The following is a 6,522-nucleotide window of genomic DNA, read 5'->3' on the forward strand; positions in this document are numbered from 1 at the left end:
GTTCGTTCTCGATGCGGTCACCGGGTGCGAGTCGACCGCTGAGTATCGCGTTCTCGATGCCTTGTGCCAGTTGGAAATACAGCGGGACCGGGCTCTTGGATGCGAGACTGCGCAGCGCGTCGACAAGTGCGCGTCGGCAACCAAGGGTGGGCAGCGGCAGGTTAGGGACCGCCCGGGAGGCGGCGGCGGCCGGTGGTGAGGTCGGTGGTCAGGTCTTCGTAGGCGATGGCCAGTTCGGCTAGGCGCTCCCAGGCCTCGCCGAGGGCGTGGTCGGAGGGGCTGGTGAGGGCGGTGTAGGCGGTTGCGGTGTAGGCGGCTAGGCGGTCGACTACGGTGCCGAGGGTTTCGGTGTGTACTGAGGCGGAGCCGTGGGCGGGGGGTAGGTTGGCGTGGATCCAGTGGTCGATTTCGCGGACCAGATGTGTTCTGCGGGTGTCGATTTCGGGGTTCTGGCAGGCGTGGTCGGGTGGGCATTGTGGTGCGAGTCCGTTGGGGGCGGCGGTGGGGGATGGGTGGGGGCGGCGGCGTTCGTGCAAGCAGGTGAGTTCGTAGGCCGCCTGTAGCAGTGGGTGTTCGGTGTGTTCGACGCCGCGGCAGGCGCGCAGCACCGCTCCTTTGGTCGGCAGCGGGTCGATCAGCATGGCAGCCCTCGGGGTGCGCCGGATGCGTCGACTGCTGGGTGGGTCATGGATGCCTCGGTTCGTAGCGGTGAATTCCGGTGCGCCCGGCCGAATTTCCGGATAACGGCGATCCGTTGTGATCCAATAGGTTTCTCGGTTTCCTACGGCTCCCCGGCCGGGCGCGGCAACAGCAGAGCACGCGACAGGCGGAGGAGTCAGCGTCTTCATGGGGTTTTCCAGCCATTCGCACCGAAGTGCGAGGACGAAATCCGTTTCGCGTGGCACACATCCATCCACGGACGAATCTCTTCAGATCCGAGACCGAAGGCAGGGGGCCATGTCGGAAACAGGAAGCACGGTGCCGCGACGGCAGCTGGGACGGCACCTCCGAGACCTGCGCTTGCAGGCCGGAATGACCATGCCGGAAGCCGCGCGGCTGATCGAACGCGGCACGACGACGCTACAGCGATTGGAGACTGGACAGACGAATAAGATACGGCTGCTGGATATTCGGGAGCTGTGCAGCGTGTACGACGCCAACGATGTCGTGACCGCCGGATTGCTCGGGCTGGCGCAGGAGGCTTCGGGGAAGTGCTGGTGGCATGAGTACGGGAAGTTGATACCGGAAGACTTCAATGTCTACGTGGGCTTGGAGGCGGGAGCGCGCAGGTTGACTTCGTATGCGCCGGATGTCGTGCTGGGGCTGTTGCAAGCGCCCGATTACACACGTGAACTGTTGCGCTTGGGCTTCCCCAACGCTTCGAGTGCAGAGGTCGATCGCCGGGTGGAGCTGAAACAGCGACGACGGCGGATACTCACCCGCAAACGTCAGCCAACTGAAATGAATGCCGTACTTCTGGAGTGCGCGCTGCGCAGGGTGGTTGGAAGCCGCAAAGTCATGGCAGCACAGCTGCGGCACCTCGCCGACATGTCAACACTGCCGAACATCACACTTCAGGTGCTGCCGTTCTCGGCCGGTATCCCCATGGGTGACCCGGTAGGGCTGTTCACCATTGTCGATTTCGGTGTCGACCGGCAAAGAGAGCCGATCGAGCCGTCGGTCGTCTATCTCGAAAACCTCACTGGTGACTTGTATCTGGAGCAGGCCGCAGACGTCGGGCGCTACCATGTGGCTCATGAAGCTATCCGGCGCGGTGCGCTGGATGAGACGGCGAGCAGAAGTCTGCTTCGGCAGATTGCAAGGGAGTATGCCGCGTGATCAACAAACATGACATCGACCTCTCTGGGGCTCACTGGTTCAAGAGCACCCGCAGCTCAGCTGCGAAGGACTGCGTCGAGGTCGCCTTCCTGTCCAGTGATCTCATCGGGGTCCGGGACTCGAAGAACCCTGATGGCCCGGCACTGGTTTTCGGTGGTGACGCGTGGGACGCGTTCGCTGCTGCTGTCGCTGATGGGGAATTTCGTCGGCCGTAGTCGATCGATTCGAGACCTCTCGCTCGTCCGATGCGAGAGGTCTCGATCTTGTTGGACCTGCGCTCTCATTGCTGGTCGCAAGCGTCCAACGGTAAAGTGCGGGGCAGCGGGGGATGTTCGTAGCCCCTCGGCACTAGGTGGTAGTGAAGGGGTCCGCGAATGACTGGTAGAGCGAAGGTGCTGCCCACTGCGGCTTTAGCCCTTGGCGTGACGCTGCTGCTCGCTGGGTGTAATGGCGATTCCACGGGAGGTACGCCGACTTCGGCCACCACGAGCGCACCGCACACAAGCACTGCCGCAACGACATCGGCCGACCCTGAAGCCACGATCTGGGATCCATGCACCATCCCCGATTCCGCAATCTCTGCGCTTGGGCTGAACACTTCCACCAAGGACAACAAGGTCGCGGGAGTCGACTTCACCGGCTGGAAGGTTTGCAGTTGGTTGTCCGTGCCCAAGACATACACCCTCGGGGTCCTGTCGTCCGCGCATTCGCTGGAGGAAGTCCGACAAAGGACCGACCGCGAGGGCTTCACGCCTACGACGGTCGGCTCACACCAAGCTCTGCAGTATCAGGTAGTGGGTGATACGCAGAACCTGAAGTGCTACATCAGCGCAGAGGTGCCACACGGAATGGTCGACTTCCTCGTACAGAACCGGTACGGGGTTGCTGGGGCTGGCGATCCGTGTGTCGAAGCGCACCGCCTGAGTGATGCTTTGGCCAAGTATCTGCCTGAAAAATAAGGAGGGGGAATGATCAACGGCATTGATCCTGCTGAATGGACACGCTTGCTAGACCGAGCCAAGGTTGGTGAGTTGTCGCTGGATCCGGAGGTCGGGAAGGACTTGGACAAGGTCTGCGATGACCAGATCGACAGGCTGAACCGCGTTCTGGAGCGAATGGAATTCATCAGTCAGATCAACGGTTTCGGCACATTCAACTCTGGCAAGATTCTTGAGAAGAAATTCTCCGAAACTGCCTCTGGAACAGACCGGTCACTCGATACCGTGATCAAGCAGCACATCGATGCCGTTAACACCACGAAAGAAGTTGTCGCGAAAGCAATCGCGAACTTCGTCGCCCAAGACCAAGACCGCGCCTCCCAGTTCGCGCAGGTGAACCCCGAATGACTTACGAGGACTACCAGCGCCGCATCATCGAAGCGCAGGAACAGTGGAACCGGGATCGCGACTGGATCTATAAGACCGAATCCGGCTACGACAACTTCGACGGCGAGACGCAACCGCCGCACATCACCACTCCGGACAGCTACGACCACCTCACTCTCCAGGAAATGCAGACCGCCGTCTCGGCGATGAAGCCCAAACTGGTCGATGAAGCGGTCACCGCGTGGGCGAATATCGGTCTAGAACTTCAGGGTTCGTTCGAAACCTTTAAAAGCGAATTCGCGCGCACCATCACCGGCCAGAACGGCCACTCCGGCTGGACCGGCACGGCGGCACAGGCCGCGACGACTGCCGTGAACAACTACTACGAAAAATCCGTCCCCCTCGCCACGGCGGCAACGCTGACCAGCCTCAAACTCTCCGAAATGAAGACCGGCCTCGAGCAGACCCAGGCACTCATGCCCGGCCTCACCGAACGCCCGGAGATCACCGGTAAGACGCTGCCCAAGGACGGCGTCATGAAGTCCGGCGAATACACCCAAACCGAGGCCGAGCAGGAGGGCCGCAGAATCCTGCGGACGGTCTACGGCCAGGTGGCGGGGCAGACCGATGTCGGACTTCCGTATATGCCCACCGCGCCGACGATCACGGACGGCCCCGGCGGCCCGGTCACACCAGGGCCGAATCCCGGTGGCTCACCAGGCGATTCAGGTGGGGGTGGTGGCTCCGGCAACGGCAACGGAAACGGCGGCCCGACAGGCGGGGACTCGGGATCCGGTACGGGCGGACAAACGGGCACGCAGCCAACGGCGGTGACGTCGGATACCACGACGCCCACCAGTACGAATCCGCAAAGCACCACACCGACAACGCAATCCAGTTCACCCACCACCGCAACACCGACCACGTCCGGAACCAGCGGTCCGTCCACGGGCACCCCGCACTCCGCGACACCCGGAATCGGCAGCCCCTCGAGTGGCCGCGTCGGCACCGGTGGTCCGGGCACCACCTCGGGCGGCCCGGGCCGCAGCGTCGCGGGCACACCCACCACCGGCTCCACCGCAGCCGCCTCGGCCGCGCGCCAGAGCACCACGGCATCGGGCCGGGCCGGAACATCCGGAATGTCGGGCATGGGCGGGGCCGGTCAGGGGAAGGGCAGCGATGAGGATCGCAAGAAGGGTGTTCCCGATTACCTCATCACCGCCGAGCACGGACAAGAAGCCACCGGACTGGATTCGCTACCCAAGACCGTGCCCCCGGTGATCGGCGGTGACCACGACGGTGCACAGCAGTACTAGGGGGATGGCAGCCGACGGGGTCAGTAAGCACAGGCTCACCGGCTTGGAGTTCGAAATGCTCTGGGCCGCATACGGTCGCGACCGGCTGCCGTACCCGCTGCACTACCGCACCGAAATCACCGAATTCGACGAGCTGGAACGCCACCGCGAGGCCGCCCTCACCGCCCTGCTCGACAAGTACTCACCCGAACTCGAACACGCCATCGAGGTGCTGCTCGAGCCGGACGCCCGGGTGGAGTCGAAAGGTTTCGGCGGCCCCTACCTATCCGAGACCTACCGATTCCACGGCGCGGTCCGCGACCGCATGGGTGCCGCGCTGACCCAATTGCCCGGCGTCACCGCCGACACCGGCGGCGATGTGGTCATCACATACTGCACCGCCCAGCAGGTCTGCAGCCACGCCGTCGCCGCCTTGCCGCAGCGCGGTCCCGGCACGCAACCGCGACTGGAGTTCCGGCGCGAGGAGATCGCCGCCGACCGCGACCGCCATATCCGCCGCGCCCACGACTACGGCCCCCTCGAACAACTGGACCGCATTTTCCAGCGCACCCGCTCCGGCCTGGGTGAGATCACCATCTACGCGGGCCCGGCCGTCGATGCCCGCCCCACCCCTGGTCGCGGCTTCTGGTGGATGGACTACCCCGACGGCCGCTACTACGTCAAAACCGGCGACCCCATCATCGCCGCCCCCATGGACGCCCCCGCCATGGCCGCCGAAATCCACCGCCTACTCACCCTCACCCAGCGCTACCACCGCGAAGACCTCGCCCACGACGAATACCTCCGCTCCCGCCGCTGACCCGCCCCGCCCCTCCCCGTCAACCAGCCGCGCGCGAAACCGAGCAAATGACACCTCGACACAGCGGCCGCCACCAGCAGCTGGAGGCGGGCATCTTCGATCCGAGCCAGAGCACCGGACCCGTAGATCACGGAATGACAGATCGCTCCGTCGACCGAGGTCGATCTGCGACGACCGTTCCTGCCGTCGCCCCCTTCACGCGGCCACCTACTCCCCCGCCCCTGCACTCCCAATCCGATCGGTCGAGAATGCGCTAGTGCAGGGGTGCTCTCGGGATTTGCCTGCATCAGCGCATGGTGATCGCTTGTCCAATATTGGGGGTTGTTGGGGTATGGCTGGCCGTGCGCAGTCTTGCCGCCGACGGCGGGGGTGTGCCCACTTCGGCTGCTCGCCGAACGTAGTCATCTGGCGGTCGACTACGGCCCGAGTGACCACCGTTCGACTACCTTCGACGCCCCTGGACCCAGGGGGGCGATACGGCAGGAGCTATCTGGACGTGGCAGTAGGCCGGAGCCGGTGCGAGCCGTCACCTGTGGCAGGGGTGAGGACTTGCATCGTGCGTGAGTAGCTGGGCCCGCACTGAATCGATAAATATTAAACAATCTTGAAAAATAGATAGATTCCGATAGATTTTCGATACTTCGGATTCGTGATCGCCCGATAGCAATCTCTAGCGATTTCTAGGAAATCTGATCAAATCTGATCAATTAGCCGACAAATTCCGGCCGGCCATGGTTATCTACCCGAATCTAGCGTCTAACCTATTGGCTCTTAGATTCACCGAGCGGCGAGCGGACGACCCCGCGATGTCGATCGGCGGCCTCAGTTGGACAACGCGTACATAACGACCGGTATGGAGCGTTAACGACCCGGGAATCCACATCGACAACCGGGCAAGAACGCTCCGTAAGGGTGTCCAACGAGGCACAGGAGAACCTTCATGTCCATGACCATCGCCCGCCGGGCCGCCGACTACGACGGCCATCGCATTACGGTGTCGGCCGACGACGGTGTCCCGATCGCGGTCCGCACCCACGGCGCCGACGACGCGCCCCTGACCATCGTCTTCGTGCACGGTCACTGCCTGCGCACCGAATCCTGGTCATTCCTGCGCGATCAGTTGCTCCGACAGTGGGGGACAGTCCGCGAACCCGCGGGTAGGCACAGCGGGCCGGCAGTCGGCGAAGCCGCGGGTTGGCACAGCGGGCTGACGTTCGGCGAAGCGGACGGGCCGGGTTGGCAC

General features: G+C 63.5%; 7 protein-coding genes and 2 pseudogenes. 7 read left to right on the forward strand and 2 right to left on the reverse strand.

From position 1 onward, the window contains the following. A pseudogene (locus tag ACWEO2_RS38155) lies at window positions 1-115 on the reverse strand (GntR family transcriptional regulator); the annotation flags it as partial. Between the two features lie 46 nt (window positions 116-161). Beyond that, a complete protein-coding gene (locus ACWEO2_RS38160; protein WP_452409818.1) occupies window positions 162-641 on the reverse strand; it encodes a DUF4254 domain-containing protein in 480 nt (159 codons plus the stop codon). Between the two features lie 316 nt (window positions 642-957). On the opposite strand from ACWEO2_RS38160, the gene ACWEO2_RS38165 reads away from it, so the two are divergent. The 7 genes and pseudogenes from ACWEO2_RS38165 to ACWEO2_RS38195 all read left to right on the forward strand — a co-directional run. Further along, window positions 958-1,839 (forward strand): helix-turn-helix domain-containing protein, encoded by an 882-nt coding sequence (locus ACWEO2_RS38165; protein WP_452409819.1) that lies wholly within the window; start codon window positions 958-960, stop codon window positions 1,837-1,839. Further along, window positions 1,836-2,054 carry a DUF397 domain-containing protein gene (locus ACWEO2_RS38170; RefSeq protein WP_452409820.1) on the forward strand — a complete coding sequence of 73 codons (219 nt, stop codon included), beginning with the start codon at window positions 1,836-1,838 and terminating at the stop codon, window positions 2,052-2,054. Before ACWEO2_RS38165 ends, ACWEO2_RS38170 begins: the two co-directional genes overlap by 4 nt. A 159-nt stretch (window positions 2,055-2,213) precedes the next feature. Further along, window positions 2,214-2,798: a DUF3558 domain-containing protein gene (locus tag ACWEO2_RS38175; protein ID WP_452409821.1), complete on the forward strand. Its 585-nt coding sequence runs from the start codon at window positions 2,214-2,216 to the stop codon at window positions 2,796-2,798. Between the two features lie 9 nt (window positions 2,799-2,807). Next, window positions 2,808-3,185 carry a hypothetical protein gene (locus ACWEO2_RS38180; protein ID WP_452409822.1) on the forward strand — a complete coding sequence of 126 codons (378 nt, stop codon included), beginning with the start codon at window positions 2,808-2,810 and terminating at the stop codon, window positions 3,183-3,185. Then, the gene (locus ACWEO2_RS38185; protein WP_452409823.1) at window positions 3,182-4,480 is read left to right on the forward strand and encodes a hypothetical protein; all 1,299 of its coding nucleotides are present in this window, start codon (window positions 3,182-3,184) and stop codon (window positions 4,478-4,480) included. The genes ACWEO2_RS38180 and ACWEO2_RS38185 overlap by 4 nt, the downstream gene beginning before the upstream one ends. A gap of 4 nt (window positions 4,481-4,484) precedes the next feature. Continuing rightward, window positions 4,485-5,279 carry an ESX secretion-associated protein EspG gene (locus ACWEO2_RS38190; RefSeq protein WP_354954089.1) on the forward strand — a complete coding sequence of 265 codons (795 nt, stop codon included), beginning with the start codon at window positions 4,485-4,487 and terminating at the stop codon, window positions 5,277-5,279. A 940-nt stretch (window positions 5,280-6,219) separates the two neighbouring features. Next, window positions 6,220-6,522: pseudogene (locus ACWEO2_RS38195) on the forward strand (hypothetical protein); the annotation flags it as partial.

Source organism: Nocardia sp. NPDC004278 (assembly GCF_053602975.1).

What these genes read in the sequence shown, in the direction of transcription:
- ACWEO2_RS38160 (WP_452409818.1), bottom strand. Translation starts at nt 641, where the DNA reads ATGCTGATCGACCCGCTGCCGACCAAAGGAGCGGTGCTGCGCGCCTGC.
- ACWEO2_RS38165 (WP_452409819.1), top strand. Translation starts at nt 958, where the DNA reads ATGTCGGAAACAGGAAGCACGGTGCCGCGACGGCAGCTGGGACGGCAC.
- ACWEO2_RS38175 (WP_452409821.1), top strand. Translation starts at nt 2,214, where the DNA reads ATGACTGGTAGAGCGAAGGTGCTGCCCACTGCGGCTTTAGCCCTTGGC.
- ACWEO2_RS38180 (WP_452409822.1), top strand. Translation starts at nt 2,808, where the DNA reads ATGATCAACGGCATTGATCCTGCTGAATGGACACGCTTGCTAGACCGA.
- ACWEO2_RS38185 (WP_452409823.1), top strand. Translation starts at nt 3,182, where the DNA reads ATGACTTACGAGGACTACCAGCGCCGCATCATCGAAGCGCAGGAACAG.
- ACWEO2_RS38190 (WP_354954089.1), top strand. Translation starts at nt 4,485, where the DNA reads ATGGCAGCCGACGGGGTCAGTAAGCACAGGCTCACCGGCTTGGAGTTC.